Source organism: Streptomyces sp. A 4/2 (genome assembly GCF_940670765.1).
Taxonomy (GTDB): Bacteria; Actinomycetota; Actinomycetes; order Streptomycetales; family Streptomycetaceae; genus Streptomyces.
Window position 1 is genome coordinate 216,885 of the sequence record NZ_CALNVW010000007.1, and the last position, 15,436, is coordinate 232,320.

The following is a 15,436-nucleotide window of genomic DNA, read 5'->3' on the forward strand; positions in this document are numbered from 1 at the left end:
CCATCTTGCCGCACCTCCGCCCCCCGACGAAAACGGCCCCGGTACGCCGAGGGGCGTACCGGGGCCGTTTCGGCCACTCGGTCACTCTGTGTCGGAGCGGCGATCACTCACCGCTGACCGGCCGGATCACCGGCAGGCCGGATTCCGGATCACTGACCCGAAGCGCTCTTCCTGCGGAGCATGAAGACCGCGCCGCCACCGAGCACCACGAGGACGATCGCGACACCGGCGATGATCGGGGTGGAGCTGGAGCCACCGGTCTCGGCGAGGTCCCCGCCCTGCGAGCCCGAGGTGCTGCCACCGGCCGAGGCCGCGCTGGGCGCGGGCGTCGGGGTGCCGGTGCTCACCGGGGTGCTACCGGCGGTCTTGCAGTCGAGGACGCCCTGGAAGCGCTTCTCGAAGCCGTTCGGACCCTTGATCGTGAAGTCGTACGCCTGGTCCTCGGCGACCGGGACGGTCACCGTCTGCGACTTACCGGCTTCGACCGTGTGCTTCTGACCGGCCAGCTCGAAGGTGAACGCCTCGTCGCCCTTGTTCGAGGCGGTGATGTCCACCCCGCCCTTGGCGCAGTCCTTCTTGGCGGAGACAGCCGGGATGGCACCCTGGCTGGCCCAGTTCGCCGAGGCGACCGCGCTGACCGAAGCGGTGCTGGTGCCCGCGAGGATCTGGGTCTGGCTCTTGGAGTCACTGACGAAGGCGCGGCCGATCGGCACCGCGGTCTGCGCGCTGACGGTCAGCTTGGCCGAGCCCGGCTCGGTGCCGGCCGGCACCTTGAAGAAGAGCTGCGTGCCGTTGGCCGCGGTGGTGACGGGCTTGCCGTCCTTGTCGACGACGCTGACGCCCCGCGGCGCGTCGGGGGCGAGCGCGACCTCGGCCTTGGCCGCGTTGGTGGACACGGTCACCGGACCGAGGTTCGCACCCGGGTGACCCGCCACCTCGGCGGGGCCGAGCGAGAGCGAAGCGGCCGGCTCGGCGACGTTGCTGGCCTTCTCCTCCAGGTACTTGGTGAGCTTCTGGCCCGCCTCGTCCTTCGGCACCGCGTCGACGTGGTCCGAGAAGTGCCAGATCGCGGCCTGGGTGGCGGCGGCGGCCGTGGCGTCGTTCAGGGTGACGTTCAGGGTCTGCCCGAGGTCCGCGGGCGTCACCTGCGGGTACGAGTGCTCAAGGATCCAGCGGATCTTGCCCGCGTCGCCGTTGCCGGCGAGCGAGGACTCGGCCCAGGTGACCTCGCGGTACGAGGTGTTCGCCTGGGTGTGGTTGTGCAGGTCGATGCAGTACGTCTTGATGGTGCCGCCGCCGTCGACCTTGAGCTCGAAGAGCCCGGCCGTCTCGTTGGCGCCGTTGATCTTGACCGTGCCGCCGACCACCACGCCCGGGTTGTCCAGGGTGGCGTTGACACCGGACGAGCTGGCCGGCGCGTCATCGGCGAACGCGGGCGCGGCAGTGGCTATGGCGCCACCCGCGACCAGTCCTGCGGCCAGGGCCGCAGCGGCGAGACGGGAGGTACCCCGACGCCGTATGGAGGAACCAGGAACAGCAGAAACCGCAGAAAACACAGAATTCCCCTTCGGGCGAGGACACTTCGCGCGCTGCGCTTCGCTTCGCGGTACGCGTGGGGGAAGTTCCTCGCCGGCAGACTCAAATGGCCCGTGAGTATCCGGGAATCCTAAGGACACGCGGGCAACACAGTCTCCACACAAGCCCCCGGACAACCATTCCGAATCGGAATCGTTATCCCGCATACCTCTGTCACCTTGGTGTATCGACAAATCTCCACCGGTCCGGCAGCCCCACCGGTCAGGGCACCAAGGCTTTCGGACGCTCCGTCAGGGACGGATCAGCCCTGGTCACACGCTTGAACGCCGAGGTCCCACGGGTCAGATCGTGTCCCACCGCCACCGCTTCGACGTCTGCGGAGAATCTGCGCTGCCCGTCCCGCTCTTCTTCATGCACCCGCAACCTGCCGTGCACGACGAGTGGTTCACCGACCGAGACCGAACCAGCCACATTCGCGGCAAGTGTCCGCCACGCCAACACCGTGTAGAAGCTGGTGGGTCCGTCCGCCCAGTTCTGTTTCTGCCGGTCCCAGCGACGGGGGGTCACCGCGAACCGGAACCGCGACATTCCACCGGCCACCGACTCCCGGAATTCCGGCTGCGTCGCCACATTTCCCACCAACGTCACCAAGGTGTCGCTCATGATTCCTGCCTCCCCGTGCTGTCCTCGGCCGGCCGTCTCGCCGGTCCGGCCCGACCCGGCAGACCTGGCCTGATCGGCCCGACCTGGCCTGGCCTGCTTGTCCGTTGCGGTTTCCATGCTGGCCCGGGGAGGCCGACTCTGCTTGCGCCTGTGGATTACTTGCCGGTTGTGGACAACCCGTTCACCGTCACGTACTGCTCCCGCACCTCCCGGTAACGCAGCAGCTCAGCGGCCACCGGGTCCAGCACCTTTGCCCGGCCGTACGCCCCGGCGGCCTCCCGCAGCCTGCGCTCGGCCTCCTGCCCGTACCGGCGGGCCGGGCCCCGTACCGCCATTCCGCAGGCCCACTCCACGGCCGGCCCGCCCGCGGTGCCTGCCACCATCACCAGCAGCGGCGTCAGCGGGCCCGCGTCGAGCGCGCCCACCGTCTCACCCAACAGCCATAGGACGCCCAGGATCTGATGCACCGTCATCATCACCTGGGCCAGTACCGCCGCGGGCCACCAGGCGGGCCGGGACGTACGGCCGCCCGGTTCTTGCGCAACGGTCGCCTCCGCCAGTTCGTCCAGCGCCTCGGGCAGCCCGTCGGCCCCGCGTACGGCCGCCTCGCGCACCGCCTGCGCCCAGGGCGCGGGCAACCCGTCCGTCGCCTCGTCGGCGACCGTACGCACGGCCTGTTCCACCCGCTGCCGGGCGGTGGGCTCCGTCCCGGCCGGTTCCGGCTCGGTGACCGCCGCCGTCTGTTCGAGGCCGCCGGGCGCGCGCGTGGACTCGTACCAGCGCCAGAGCCTCAGCCACGGCGTCCCGCAGGCCTTCACCGCGTTCCTGCTCCACTCGCGCTCCGCGGCCTCGCCCGCCGCCGCCGCGCCCACCGCGTCGCCGAGCCGGTCGCCGAACTCCTCGCGGGCCAGTTCGCCGAGCCCGGAGTGCCCTTCGGCCACGTACACCGAGCGCAGTTCGTCCGCCGCGGCGTCCACGTCCGCGGACAGCCTGCGTGCCGCCGCGCCCCGCTCGCGGACGAACCGGCCGAGCAGTTCCCGCAGTTCGCCCACTCCGTCCCCGGTGAGCGCCGACAGCGCGAGGACGGTGGCACCGGGCTCGCCGTGCTCGCCGAGTGCCATCCCGTCCTCGTCGAGGAGCCTGCGCAGATCGTCGAGCACCTGGTCGGCGGCGTCACCGGGCAGCCTGTCGATCTGGTTGAGCACCACGAAGGTGACCTCGGCGTGGCCCGCGAGCGGCTTCAGGTAGCGGTCGTGGAGGGCCGCGTCCGCGTACTTCTCCGGGTCGACCACCCAGATCACCGCGTCGACCAGCTCCATCGCCCGGTCCACCTGGTCACGGTGGGCGGTCACCGCCGAGTCGTGGTCCGGCAGGTCGATGAGTACGAGGCCGTGCAGCTCGTCGCCGGGGCCCGCGCTCATCCAGGGCCTGCGGCGCAGCCGCCCGGGGATGGCGAGCCGGTCGAGCAGCCCGGCGGCACCGTCCGTCCAGCTGCAGGCGAGGGGCGCGGACGTGGTGGGCCTGCGCAGCCCGGTTTCCGAGATCGCCACCCCGGCGAGGGCGTTGAAGAGCGTCGACTTTCCGCTGCCGGTCGCACCCGCGATGGCGACGACGGTGTGCTGCGAGGAGAGCCGCTGGCGGGCGGACGCCTCGTCGAGGACCCTGCCCGCCTCGGTCAGCGTCGTACCTTCGAGCCGGGTACGGGAGAGGCCCACCAGCTCCCGCAGGGCGTCCAGCCGGGCGCGCAGGTCGGCGCCGTACGACACGGAGCGCGGGAAGTCCTCGTACGACTCGGGGAGCGGGCGCATGTCGAAGTCGCGGGCGCTGCCCGGCGCGCTGTCGCGCCCGGCCGCCCGCCGGGCGATGAAGCCGTCGTCCCAGCGGTGGCCGACCTGTCCGGGCATCGCTGGGCTCCCGCCGGTCCCGGCGGTCCCTGCAGCCCCCGCCGTCTCAGCGGTCCCGGTGGCCCCGTCAGTCCCAACAGTCCCTGCAGTCTCGGCAATCCCACCTGCAGTCTCGGCAATCCCAGTGGCCCCGGCAGTCACGGCGGTCTCGGCAGTCACGGCGGTTCCGATCCCGGAGGCCTCAGCAACCCTCCAGGCCCCGAAGGTTTCGGTGACCTCAGCGGCCTCGATCATCTCGGCGGTCCCAGTGGTCCCTGACAAGTCGTAGCCCCCGGGCGCATCGGCAGTACGGTCCGCACCTGCCTTCTCGTCCGGCTCCGGGCCCCAGCGATCCTCGGCCGTCTCAGCCTTCTCAACCGCATCAGTCACCACAGCTGACAGAGCGGGCCCAGCAGACCCAGCAGACACCGCCACCTCAGCCATCCCGGTCGCTCCAGCCGCCCCGGACACCCCAGCCACCCCAGTTACCCCAGCCACCCCAACCACCCCAGTTACCCCAGCCGCCTCGGTCACCCCAGTCGCCTCGCTCATCGCGGGCACCTCTCCTTCTGCAGTACGGACAACGCCGCGATCAGCTCGGCCTGCGGCTCGGGGCTCACGTCGAGGGCGTCCAGCGGCGCCAGCCGACGGTCGCGTTCGGCGCCGAGCACCTGGTCGATGTATGTGCTGACCAGCTCCGCCCCCTTGTCGCGGAGCCGCAGCGCTCCCTGTGCGCCGATCCGCTCGGCCAACCGCTCCCCCGCCTTGCGTGCCCGCTTCCCGCCGAGCAGCGCGGCAGCCAGCAGGGCCGCGACCGCCTCCGGGTCGGGCGCGGGCGAGTGGTCCAGCTCCCGCACCTCCTCGTCGGCCAGCTCCTCCAGGACCCGCCGCCAGCGCCGTACCGCGAGCCCGACCCGCTCGCCGGTCTCCACCGCCTCCATCTCCAGCCCGTCGGCGGCGGGTTCGCGCCGCCAGCTCTCGCGGACCCTTTCGTCGGCGGCGGCCACCGCGCACTGGAGCAGCACGGCCAGGCTCTCCACCAGCGCGTCGAGCAGTTCCTCGGACGAGCTGTCGAGCGGGTAGCCGCGCCACCGGGTCCGCGCGTCCCCGGCCAGCACCGCCCCGGACTTGAGCCGCGCCCGTACCCGCTCGCCCTCGCTCCGGTACGCCTCCTCGACCGTGCCGGTGAGCCGTACGGCCGCCGAGTACTGCACCGCGACCGCCGCGGCCAGCTCGGGCATCCGCGCGCCGAGCGAATCGATCACGCCACTCGCCGTGCGGTCCAGCGACTGCTGTCTGGCCGCCGGATCCTGAGCGCGGTGGGTGAGCCAGGCGCGCAGGGGTGCGACGGCGGTGGTGGGCAGCAGCCCGCTCCGGCCGCCGGCGGACTCGGGCAGCTCGGGGATGGTGAAGCGCGGCGCGTCCCCGAGCCCGGCGCGGGTGAGCAGGGCGCCGTACTGCCGTGACACCTCTCCGACGACCTGGTGGGGCACCCGGTCGAGGACGGTGACGAGCGTCGCGTCGTACTCCTTGGCGGTACGCAGCAGATGCCAGGGCACGGCATCGGCGTACCGGGAGGCCGTGGTCACCAGGACCCAGATGTCGGCGGCGCAGATCAGCTCCGCGGCGAGCGCGCGGTTGCCCGCGACGAGCGAGTCGATGTCGGGAGCGTCGAGCAGGGCGAGCCCGCGCGGCACGTTCTCCACCACTTCGACGCGCAGTGCGCCGCTGGTGGCACCGTGCGGCTCCGGAGGCCCGTCGTCCTCGCCGGTGTCGTCCTGCTGCGGCAGCCATACGCGGGTGAGCTGGGGCAGGACCCGCAGCCCGGAGAACCAGTGATGATCGTCGGGATGGCACACCAGCACCGGGGTCCGGGTGGTGGGCCGGAGCACCCCGGCCTCGCTGACCCGCCGGCCCACCAGGGAGTTGACGAGGGTGGACTTCCCGGCGCCGGTCGACCCGCCGATCACGGCGAGCAGCGGCGCCTCCGGGGCTCTGAGCCGGGGCACCAGATAGTCGTCGAGCTGCGCCAGCAGTTCCGTCCGCGTCCGTCGTGCGCGCGGTGCCCCCGGGAGGGGAAGCGGAAGGCGCACGGCGGCGACTCGGTCACGCAGGGCGGAGAGTGCGTCAATCAGCTGAGGCCGTACATCCAAGGTCACCACATGCGAAGAATGCCCAATTTAATTGGCTTTTTGAAGCGTATAGCCACTTCTGCGCGCCAATCGGGGCCGATCAGGGCCGTTAGGACACGCGGGACACTCGGGACGAGTGGGACGCAGGCATAACGAGTACACAACACCCGCGACATGAGACGTCAAAAGCCGTGCGCAAATCGCACCTGCCTGCGATTATCAGTTCGCTTCACCGAACCTCCACATCGTGCCACGGAGGTGAAGCAACGGGGAGCAGGCGAACGGAGCCCTATCCTGGTCCCCGGCAAGGTCACGCACCCGTATCACCGGGGCTCCAGGCCGCCGAGGCCACCATCGGCCCCCGTAGCTCAGTGGATAGAGCAGGCGCCTTCTAAGCGCTTGGCCGCAGGTTCGAGTCCTGCCGGGGGCACTCTCGCCGCACTGCGGCCGGCCCTCCCTCACGGGAGGGCTTTTTCAGGTCTGGGGAACGTAGCGAGAACGATGTAGTGACGGCGTAAGGGCAGGGCACGGAGAAGCCCTGGCCGGGCGACAGGGGCCGCAGCACCTGCGCCGGCACTTTCCACAACTGTGATCCGGAGCGGCACCGCCGTATCGACGCTCGCCGACGGCGTACGGGTGCTGCGCGCACCGATCAAAGCGAAAGGCGGGACGCCCACCGCACCGGATTCCGACGGGAGCCGTCGACAACCTGCCGGATCACGCCGAGGCACCGGTGCCCGTTCCGGGACGAGGACCGGATGGGTCCGACGGAGCCCGACGGGATCCGACGGGGAGAAGGGACGGACGGCAAGGACGGGCAGAGCGCTGGTGATGCCCGGGCGGGAATCAAGCGGCGCCGCTCGGCCGGCTGCGGCATCCCGGGATGCCCGCGATCCGATGGCCCGCTCGACGGGTGCGCGGGTTTGCGTGTGAGCCGATCCCGAAACCGGCGGCGAGGTGGGGGTAAGTGTGTCCCGAGCGCAAGTGGGCGAGGAACAGGAGCGCTTGCCGGTCGACGGGCAGCCGGCGCCACCGGGGGCCCGCGACGGCGGCTGGTCCGCCGCCGAGTGGCTAGGCAGCGCAGGACCGAGGTGGACATCGACGCCAGACGGGTGGACAAGAACGCGGAAGCTCCTGGCGGGACAGGCGATCTTGCTTGTGAACCCGCCTACCAGGAGCTTCTTCACGTCCAGCCACCGCCCCCAACTACCTGCCCACACGGTCAGGGTGGAGGGCTCTCTTGGTGTTCGTCCGTGTTTTGCCTGTATTGGGTTCATCGCGCCTGAACCGCTCGACTGCCTCCAGCCACAACAGGGCCCGGAACGCCCGCCGTTCCGCGGTCAGGCCGCTACTCGCGGATACAGCGCACGGCGTGTCGCGCATATCAGCCCAGGTCATTTACCAAAACGCTGCAGCCAAAGCTGGTCGGAGGAGTTGGTGCAGTTCCAGATCTGTACCTGGACCCCAGTAGCGCCGCCCGGGACGTCGAGGCACTTGCCGGACTGGGGGTTGTACAAGGAATCGTTGGCATTGCGTATCCAGACCTGGGCGCCAGTGCCGTTGCAGGTGTACATGTCCACCTTGGTGCCGGCGGCTTTCCCGCCGCCAACGATGTCCAGGCACTTGCCGGAGACAGCGGACCGGATGGTGCTGCCGGCCGTGATTTCGGTCCACGTCTGGGAGGCGGTCACCGACCCATCGAAGTGACACTTGTCGTAGGCCTGGACCGGGGTGCCGTTCGCGGCGGAGCCGCCCAGGATGTCCAGGCATGCTATGGGAGCCCCGCCCGTGGGATACACGAAGATGGAATGGAGCTGCGCGTTCTGGTCCGCGCTTGCGGATCCGGCGCTGCCCATGGTGAGCGCGAGCGCGCCGGCCGATACCGCCGCCAGCGCCAGCTTGGATCGCTTGCCTCGCAACCACGAGAATGTGCTGCCTGATCGTGCACGTGAAATGGTCATCTGAGCCATGCCTTTCGGAACAGGTGTGTGCCGCCTTCGACGCGGCGAAGACGCCAGTCGGGCGTCGCCTTGCAAGACGAGGGGTCCAGCGGTCTGGTTCACTCCGTCCGCCCGCCTCGGGCAAGCACAGTGTGCGGAGTTGCCCCTGGGTATTCAGTGGGACGAAGCGATCTGACACCCTGCCAGCAAAAAGGTACCACTGACCTGCAGGGACACACGTTTCGGCGTTGTATCCATGCACGCCACTGCTGAGAGCGAACCACCCGCAAGCAGCGCCCGCGTGCTCGGGTCGGCTGAGAACACATCAGCCTGGGCTTGCGGCTCACGGAAATCTCTTCAACTTGGTGCGTCAGCTTGCCCGTTGGGCTGACAACGTGATGAAGCCCCTGGTAGATGGATTTTCGACCAAGAGAGCGGCTGCTCCGCAAAATCCGGTGCTCCACCACCCGGATCACAGCCCTCGTGCAAGCCGTCCTGGCTCTGCATCCGGCCAGCTCAGAACCCGGGGGCTTCCGTGGCCGGGCGGAGCCGGCCACGGGTTCAGCGGACGTACGCGATTCCGGAGTAGCCGAGCTCGATGCCGGTGCTCACCGGGGCCGGCGTGTCCTTGTACCAGCGGGTGACCAGGCCCGGCTCGACGAGGTCGAGGCCCTCGAAGAACGGCTCGACCTCGGCCCGACTCCGGGGGCGCAGGTTGATCCCGCTCGCCCGGTACTCGCCGACCTTGTTCCGCTCCTCGGGCAGGAAGTCCGCCGTCAGGTGGGAGAGCACGAGGCAGCTGCCGGGGGCCAGGGCGTCGACCAGCGTACGGGTGATGCCGTACGGGTCGTCCTCGTCGGGGACGAAGTGCATGAGGGCGATGAGCGAGACGCAGACCGGACGGTTGAAGTCCAGCAGCTTGCGGGCGTGTTCGAGGATCCGGGTGGGCTCGCGGACGTCGGCCTCGATGTAGTCGGTGGCGCCTTGCACCGTGCTGACCAGCAGCGCTTCGGCATGCCGCAGGACGATCGGGTCGTTGTCGGTGTAGACGACCCGGGCCAGCGGATTGATCCCCTGGACGATCTGGTGGAGGTTCGGCTCGGTCGGAATGCCGGTGCCGATGTCGAGGAACTGATCGATGCCGCTGCGGGCCACCCAGTCGGCCGCACGGTGCATGAAGGCGCGGTTCTCCCTGGCCCCCTCCTGCGCCTCGACCGTCAGCCTCTCGGCCAGCGCCTGGTCCACCGGGTAGTTGTCCTTGCCACCGAGGAGGTAGTCGTAGACACGTGCCGGGTGCGGCTTGCTGGTGTCGATCGGCGCGGTCGACCGGGACTGCTGCGGACGGGACGACTCTGTCGACATGGGGTTTCCTCCAAGGATCTGAACGCAGCGCGGCGAGCGAGACGCGGGCCGGTATCCCTGCCTCCGCGGATCGCCGCTCCGAAGATCGTGCCACACACCAACACCTGTGCGAGTGGGCGGTGTTGCCCGCACGACCTCCGGACGCGGCGCCGGGGCACCCGTTCCGTGCGCGATCTCCCCCCTGCCGGAGACGGCGCCCGCACTCCGCTCAGGCCGTCGCACGCTCCCCTCGTACGCGCCGTCCGGCCAGCGCGAGATAGACCGCGCCCGAGACCAGGATCGGCAGGAACCAGGAGACGTCGGCGCCGCCGAGGTGACCGCTCAGCCAGCCGTGCAGCAGCGGCGAGTTGATGCTGAGCAGGCCGGTACCCATGCCGCAGACGAGAGCGATCAGGCCCTGGACGTTGACGCCGCCCTTGCCCCAGTAGCGGCTGCTGCGGTCGCTGGTGTGGATGTCGTGCTGGTCGTAGTGCCAGCGGCGCAGGATGCCGTCGACGATCCAGACCGCGGCGAACGGTCCCGCCCAGACGTTGACCAGGGACAGGAAGTCGTTGAGGGCGGTCTCGAAGTCGTACACGAAGAGGATCAGCAGCACCGCGGCCAGCGCGAGCGTGGCGTCCAGGGCGGTGGCGAGCCAGCGCTTGAGCGGGATGCCGACGGCCTGGACGGCCAGGCCCGACGAGTAGAAGACCGAGGCGTTGTTGGAGATCGAGCCCATGAAGCAGGCCGCGATGTAGAGGACGTACAGCCAGGCCGGTACGAGGGGCTGGACGCCCGCGACCGGGTCGGTGAGGTCGGTGCGGGTCGCGACGAGGACGCCGACGATGCCCAGGTAGACGGCCATGCCCGCGCCGCCGCCCAGCACCCTCGGGAAGACCTTGCGCACCGGGGTGTCCGACGGGAGGTAGCGGGCGTAGTCGGGAGAGACCACCAGGTAGGACAGGGAGCCCGAGGCGATCAGCGCGGCGGCGGAGAGGATCAGGACGAGCCAGTTGCCACCGCCCCCGGAGTGGTGCGGGGGCTGCCAGTGCCAGTCCACGCCGCCGACGGTGTAGCAGAGCAGCAGCGCGAAGATCACGGCCACCACCACGGCGAAGTACGGCTGGACCTTGACCAGCAGCCGGTGTCCGGTGACGGCGATGACGATGGCCGCGCCCAGGACGAGCAGGGTCGCCAGGATCTTGCCGGGGGCGCCGGAGTGGTGCCAGCCGAGCCGGTCGAAGAGGGCGAGTACGGCGAAGACGCCGAGGAGCCCGTTGACCGTCTTGAAGCCCAGGGACATGGCCCAGGTGAACAGCGCGTTGATGCGGTTGCCGAACACTCCGAACGGCGCCCGGCTCAGCGTCAGCGCGGGCAGTCCGGCCCGCGGCCCGGCGATCGAGCTGTACGCGACGAGCCCGAAGAGCGCGTTGCCCAGCACGACCGCGACCACGGCCTGGAGGAGCGAGAGGCCGAGGGCTATGGCTCCGGCGCCGAGTACGAAGAAGAACTGGTACGAGTTGATCCCCGCCCAGAAGAAGCCGAGTTGGCGCGGGGTCAGGTAGCGCTCGGACTCGGGGATGAAGTCGTAACCGTGCTGTTCGACCGCGCTCGCGGCGGGGCCCGGCCCGCCGTCGGCGTTCTCGGCGACGCGGGCTCCCGGCGGGCCCGGCTGTGCGGTGGTGCTCATCGTTGGTACTCCTTCACGGTGGCGAGCCGCGGGCGCGGTGTGCCGATATCGGTGAACAGCCTGGGATCGGCGAACAGCCTGGGATCAATGGTGCGCCGGCCGGACAAATCACCGGCCGGGGGACCCGTGGACCGCCGGGCGAACCGAGGGACCGCCGGGGCCGGCAGACCACCGGGCGAACCGGCGGACGAACCGGCGGACGGGCCTGTGAGCAGGTCGGGTGGCCCGTCCGCCGGCCGGTCCCCGGTCAGGCAGTCGCGGCCCAGGCCCGGCGGGCGCCGATCCAGGTCTCGTCGACGCCGGTCGTCGCGAGCGTCCCGAGATCCTCGATCCCGTACGGGTCGGCGGAGGTGATGACGAAGTCGGCGAAGGCGCCGGCACGCAGGCTGCCCGCCTCGTTCTCGCGGTGCAGCGCGCGCGCTCCTCCGAGCGTGTGCGCCCGGATGCCGTCCGCGACGGCCAGCCGCATCTCCGGAGTGCCGAGCCGGGTGCCCAGGACGGTCTCCCGGCTCGCGGCGGCGGCGATCGCCTCGAACGGGCGGGGCGGCGCGACGGGCGCGTCCGAGCTGAAGGCGAACTCGGTACCGGCGGACCGGAGCAGTCCCGCCGGGTTGTAACGGTGACCGAGGTCACCGATCGCGGTGAGCGTGGCGTCACCGGTACGCAGATGGTGCTGCGGCTGGAGGACGGCGTGGACGCCCAGCTCCCGCATCCGGGCGATCTCGTCGTCGGTGGGCAGCCCGCAGTGCTCGATGCGGTGCCGGGGATCCTGGCGGGGCGTGTCGGCGAGCGCCTCGCCGACCGCGTCCAGGACCATGCCGATGGCGTACGGGGACTGCGCGTGGGTCGCGGTCTGGAACCCGGCCCGGTGCGCGCGCAGCACCAGCTCCGCGTACTCGGCGGGGTCGTGGTAGAGCTGCCCGTGGTTGCAGCAGTCGGAGACGTACCCCTCGGGGAAGTACGCGGTCCAGCCGCCCAGCGTGCCGTCCGCGTACAGCTTGATGCCCTGGATGCGCAGCGAGTCGTCGCCGAGCGCGTGGCTCAGACCGAGGTCGAGCGCGGTGTCCAGCAGTGCGGACGTCAGATAGACGGAGGTACGCATCCGCAGGTCACCGCTGTCGCGGGCGCGCAGATAGGTGCCCAGCTCGCGGCGGGACGCCTGGGCGTCGCCGATGGTGGTGACACCGGCGGCGAGGAAGGTCTCCTGGGCGCGCAGCAGGTGCCCGCGCATGACGTCCTCGGGGTCGTCCAGGTGGAAGTTCGGGCCGTGGTTGGTGATCTTCACGCCGTCGGGGCCGGTGAGCAGGTCGCACGCGCCGTCCCAGAGTTCGCCGTTGGGCTCGCCGGACGCGGTGCGGCCGATGCGGCCACCGAGCGGGTCGGGGGTGCCGGCCGTGATGCCGTACTTGCGCAGCGTGTAGGTGTTCACGACGCCGCCGTGGCCCGAGGCGTTCATCACGTAGACCTCGCGGTCGGTGGCGACGCGGTCGAGGTCGTGGCAGGTGGGGTGGCGGCCCTCGGCCAGCCTGCGGTGCTCGTAGCCGAAGCCCCGGACGGCCGCGTCGGGGCGGAGTCCTCCGGCGTGGGCGCGCAGCGCGGCGACCAGGCCGTCGATGTCCGGGACGGTCTCCGGCCGCACGTCGGCCCAGGCGAGGTTCTGTCCGTACATGACCGGGTGGCAGTGGGCGTCGACGAAGCCGGGCAGCAGGTGGCGCCCTTCGAGGTCCAGCCGCGTGTCGATCCGGCCGTCCAGCGCCGCTCGGCAGTCGTCGGCCGTACCCGCGTGCACGATGCGCTCACCGCGCACGGCGAGCGCCTCGGTCCGGCCCGAGGGCGTGAGGGTGTGGACGGTGCCGCCGGTGACGAGGAGGGTGCGGTCCGAGGGTGCTGCGGGTGTGGTGGTGGCCATGAGGGTGCTCCCGTAGTGCAGGAAAGGGCGTGCGGTCCCGGAGGGCGGGCGCTGTCGGCCGCTCGGGCGCCGGTGCGGGTGTGGCAGCAGCGGCCGGGAAACGAATCGACGACCGGTAAGGGCGCGTACGAGCGATTCGCTGCATGTGACAGTACGACGCGAGCGAACGATTATCCAGAGGGCCAGGCTGGAAACTTTTCGCTCGCGGGGCGCGGTCGGTGCGAGCGAAGCGTCTCGCGGGGCGGGGTGGCGGCAAACGAAACGTTCGGGCGGGGTGCCGTGGGCCGGGATGCGGCGGTGCGTCCCCTCGGATGGGGCGGCGCATTGCGTTCGAGCGCGGGCGCGGCGGTGTGGTGTGCTCAGCCCGTCAGCGAGTCGTACCGCTCCTTGACCAACTCCAGATGGAGCCAGCTCTCCAGCCCGTGCACGCCTTTCAGCGCGCGCAGCTTCTCCAGCGACCCGAGCACGTCGGCCAGCGTCTCGCCGCCCACCGTGCCGATCACATCTGCCCGTCCCACGCACTCGGTGGCGAACTGCACCTGGTCCGTGGCCAGCAGGCCGCGCACCCCGGCCGCCCCGCGCTCACCGCCGGAGCGCCGCATCGCGAAACCCGCGAGGTGGCCCATTCCCAGCGTGCCGGGCCGGACCAGCGCCGCTACCCGGAAGACCCCGGCCTCCAGCAGCCGCAGCGACCTGGAGCGGGCTGCGGCGGCCGACATGGCGATCCGGTCGGCCAGTTCGGCGTACGACATCCGCCCGTCGGACTGGAGCTCGCGCAGGATCGCGTGGTCCGTCTCGTCCAGAGTCACGGCGCCGGGAGAAGTCACCGGCAGATACGGGTCCTTGAGCACCCGGGTGTACGGGGTGGTGTCCACGCCCCGCACGCCGGGCAGCCGCCCGATGTCCGCCACCAGGCCGCTCAGCGCGTCGAAGTCGGTCGTCCTCAGCTCCGCGATGACCGGCCGCTGTCCGGCGGTCAGGGTCACGAAGACCGCTTCGGACAGTTCGGCCACCGTCCGCGCCACGGGCGCTGCGGGCCCGTCGACCGCGATCGCCACGTGCGCGCTGACCGTACGGCCCTGAACCGCGGGGTGGATGACCCCGACGATCCGCACCACCCCGTCCTCGATCAGCCGCAGCGCTCTGGCGCGGGCCGCCGCGCGCGACAGGCCGACCTGCGCGGCGAGCGTCTCGTAGGACGTGCGGCCGTCCTCCTGGAGCCGGTGGACGAGCGCGAGGTCGGTGGTGTCGAGGTTCATCGGACGGTAAGTCTGTCACGGGCCGCCGGGCGCGAGGCCGGGCTCGGGGGCCACCGTGGGTCCCGGGGCCGGGCCCGCGTCCCGGCAGCCGGGCTTCGGTCCACCGGCCGGGCTTCGGTCCACCGGCCGGGCTTCGGTCCGCCGGCCGGGCTTCGGTCCGCCGGCCGGGCTTCGGTCCGCCGGCCGGGCTTCGGTCCGCCGGCCGGGCTTCGGTTCACCGGCTGGGCGCGCCGGGGCTTCCGTCAGGATCGGACCGGCTCCGGCGCTGCCGTGGCCCGCATCACCGGAACCCCGCCCGCGTGTTCCCGCCGAGGGCCCGTCTCCAGCTCATCCGCCCCCGTAGTGTGCAGGCGATGATGGAGACGATCGTGTTCGACGTCGGCGAGACCCTCACCCGGGACGACCGGCACTGGCGTTCCTGGGCGGACTGGCTCGGAATCCCCACCCACACCGTGTCCGCGCTCGTCGGCGCGGTCACCGCCCAAGGGCGGGACAACAACGACGCGCTGCGGCTCCTCAAACCCGGCATGGACATCAACGAGGCCTACCGGGCCCGCGAGGTCGCGGGCCGGGGCGAACATCTCGACGAGAGCGACCTCTACCCGGACGTACGGCCCGCCCTGTCGGCGCTGCGCAAGCTCGGCTACCGGGTCGTCGTCGCGGGGAACGAGACGGCGAAGGCCGGTGAGCTGCTGCGCGGTCTCGATCTGCCCGCCGATCTGGTCGTGACCTCGGCGGAGTGGGGCGTGAGCAAACCCGATCCGGGGTTCTTCGAACGGGTCGTCACGGCCTCGGGCGCCGCCCCCGAGAAGACCGTCTACGTGGGTGACCATCCGCAGCACGACCTCTTCCCCGCCAAGGCCGCCGGGTTGCGCACCGTGCATCTGCGGCGTGGGCCGTGGGGGCACATGTGGGCCGACGACCCCGACGTGGTGGCCGCTGCGGACTGGCGGATCAGCAGCCTCACCCGGCTCGCGGCGGCCCTCGCGGAGTAGGGCCCTTCGGTTGGATCACGGCCCGGCGGCAGACCCGATGACGCGGTGGGCACTTCCCGCCGCGTCCGGCCGTTGTCCCTCTGTAAGT

At 71.1% G+C, this 15,436-nt stretch carries 10 protein-coding genes, 1 tRNA gene and 1 pseudogene; 2 read left to right on the forward strand and 10 right to left on the reverse strand.

All coding sequences use genetic code 11. The annotated features are described in order from the left end of the window. Nucleotides 1-149: 149 nt before the first annotated feature. The 4 genes from NBY69_RS04895 to NBY69_RS04910 form a co-directional block, all read right to left on the reverse strand. Nucleotides 150-1,556, reverse strand: a complete 1,407-nt coding sequence (locus tag NBY69_RS04895) for an LAETG motif-containing sortase-dependent surface protein (RefSeq protein ID WP_250298481.1) — start codon at nt 1,554-1,556, stop codon at nt 150-152. A gap of 241 nt (nt 1,557-1,797) precedes the next feature. Next, nucleotides 1,798-2,199 (reverse strand): single-stranded DNA-binding protein, encoded by a 402-nt coding sequence (locus NBY69_RS04900; protein ID WP_250298482.1) that lies wholly within the window; start codon nt 2,197-2,199, stop codon nt 1,798-1,800. 155 nt (nt 2,200-2,354) lie between these two features. After that, nucleotides 2,355-4,103: a GTPase gene (locus NBY69_RS04905; RefSeq protein ID WP_250298483.1), complete on the reverse strand. Its 1,749-nt coding sequence runs from the start codon at nt 4,101-4,103 to the stop codon at nt 2,355-2,357. Between the two features lie 527 nt (nt 4,104-4,630). Further along, on the reverse strand, nt 4,631-6,235 hold the full coding sequence (locus NBY69_RS04910) for a dynamin family protein (protein WP_250298554.1): 1,605 nt from the start codon (nt 6,233-6,235) through the stop codon (nt 4,631-4,633). 336 nt (nt 6,236-6,571) lie between these two features. Between NBY69_RS04910 and NBY69_RS04915 the strand changes: the two genes are divergently transcribed. Beyond that, nucleotides 6,572-6,644, forward strand: a tRNA-Arg gene (locus NBY69_RS04915). Between the two features lie 503 nt (nt 6,645-7,147). Here the strand turns inward: NBY69_RS04915 and NBY69_RS04920 are convergent. From NBY69_RS04920 to NBY69_RS04950, 6 genes and pseudogenes are all read right to left on the reverse strand, one after another. Then, nucleotides 7,148-7,365, reverse strand: a pseudogene (locus tag NBY69_RS04920) (transposase family protein); the annotation flags it as partial. A 243-nt stretch (nt 7,366-7,608) separates the two neighbouring features. Next, entirely contained in the window at nt 7,609-8,175 is a 567-nt protein-coding gene (locus NBY69_RS04925; RefSeq protein WP_250298484.1) for a ricin-type beta-trefoil lectin domain protein, read from the reverse strand. 540 nt (nt 8,176-8,715) lie between these two features. After that, nucleotides 8,716-9,516 carry an SAM-dependent methyltransferase gene (locus tag NBY69_RS04935; RefSeq protein WP_250298485.1) on the reverse strand — a complete coding sequence of 267 codons (801 nt, stop codon included), beginning with the start codon at nt 9,514-9,516 and terminating at the stop codon, nt 8,716-8,718. Nucleotides 9,517-9,724: 208 nt separating this feature from the next. Beyond that, entirely contained in the window at nt 9,725-11,185 is a 1,461-nt protein-coding gene (locus tag NBY69_RS04940; RefSeq protein WP_250298486.1) for a cytosine permease, read from the reverse strand. 247 nt (nt 11,186-11,432) lie between these two features. Further along, nucleotides 11,433-13,094 (reverse strand): amidohydrolase, encoded by a 1,662-nt coding sequence (locus tag NBY69_RS04945; protein ID WP_250298487.1) that lies wholly within the window; start codon nt 13,092-13,094, stop codon nt 11,433-11,435. A 359-nt stretch (nt 13,095-13,453) separates the two neighbouring features. After that, complete coding sequence (locus NBY69_RS04950; protein WP_250298488.1) at nt 13,454-14,353, reverse strand: Lrp/AsnC family transcriptional regulator; 900 nt, start codon at nt 14,351-14,353, stop codon at nt 13,454-13,456. A 353-nt stretch (nt 14,354-14,706) separates the two neighbouring features. Between NBY69_RS04950 and NBY69_RS04955 the strand changes: the two genes are divergently transcribed. Further along, nucleotides 14,707-15,348 (forward strand): HAD family hydrolase, encoded by a 642-nt coding sequence (locus NBY69_RS04955; RefSeq protein ID WP_250298489.1) that lies wholly within the window; start codon nt 14,707-14,709, stop codon nt 15,346-15,348. Nucleotides 15,349-15,436 lie beyond the last annotated feature (88 nt).